The organism is Microvirga sp. P4_G7 (genome assembly GCF_056401005.1).
The window spans coordinates 1-761 of sequence record NZ_JBFUKD010001077.1 but is presented as its reverse complement, the minus strand read 5'-3'; the positions used below and the strand labels follow the sequence as shown (position 1 = coordinate 761).

Below are 761 nucleotides of genomic sequence, written 5' to 3'. Positions count from 1 at the left end.
AAGAAAAGGACCGCAAGGCATCCTCGCGATCCTAATTTTCATTCTCAAGCATTATAGACGGCGGGCCACATCGGTGGGGTCCTGCCATGGTTTGATTTTAACACACCCTCAGCCCCTGGTCCAAACAAGGACTGTTACACACACAACGACCGTTGACGTTTGATACGACCTATGTAAGTCATGCTCAACGACCACTCGTTGAGAGCGACTGACCATGATCAAGTACGTCACCTATCGCCGTGTCTCGACAGAGGAGCAAGGTAAGAGCGGACTGGGTCTCGAAGCCCAAGACCGGGACATTGGTCTTTACCTGACGACGTACAGCCCAGCGCCCTTCGAGATCGTTGGGGAGTTTCTCGAAGTAGAGAGCGGGACGAACAGCGAGAGGCCGGAACTCAACAAGGCCATCGACCTCGCCAAGAAGACCAAAGCTACCCTCCTCGTCTCAAAGTTGGACCGCCTCGGTCGCAGGGTATCTCACATCGCGTCTCTCATGGACGATCCCAAGCTGTCCTTCCGTGTCGCCTCAATGCCCCATGCGGACAAGTTCCAGCTCCACATCTACGCCGCCCTTGCGGAGCAGGAGCGAACGTTCATATCGCTGCGGACGAAGGCGGCTCTCAAGGAGGCCAAGGCCAGAGGCGTAAAACTGGGCGGCATGAGGGACGCCACGATGAAGCGCAACGAGGCGGTCAAGCGGCAGGCCGACCAGCGAGCGGAGTCTTGGCGGGGGATTGTTCAACCCATGCACGAGGCGGGGT

1 protein-coding gene is annotated in these 761 nt (G+C 57.6%); it reads left to right on the top strand.

The window, feature by feature from the left end; translation table 11 throughout:
* Nucleotides 1-214 precede the first annotated feature (214 nt).
* On the top strand, nucleotides 215-761 hold a 547-nt coding region (locus AC1DT3_RS23130; protein WP_477467498.1), incomplete at its 3' end, for a recombinase family protein.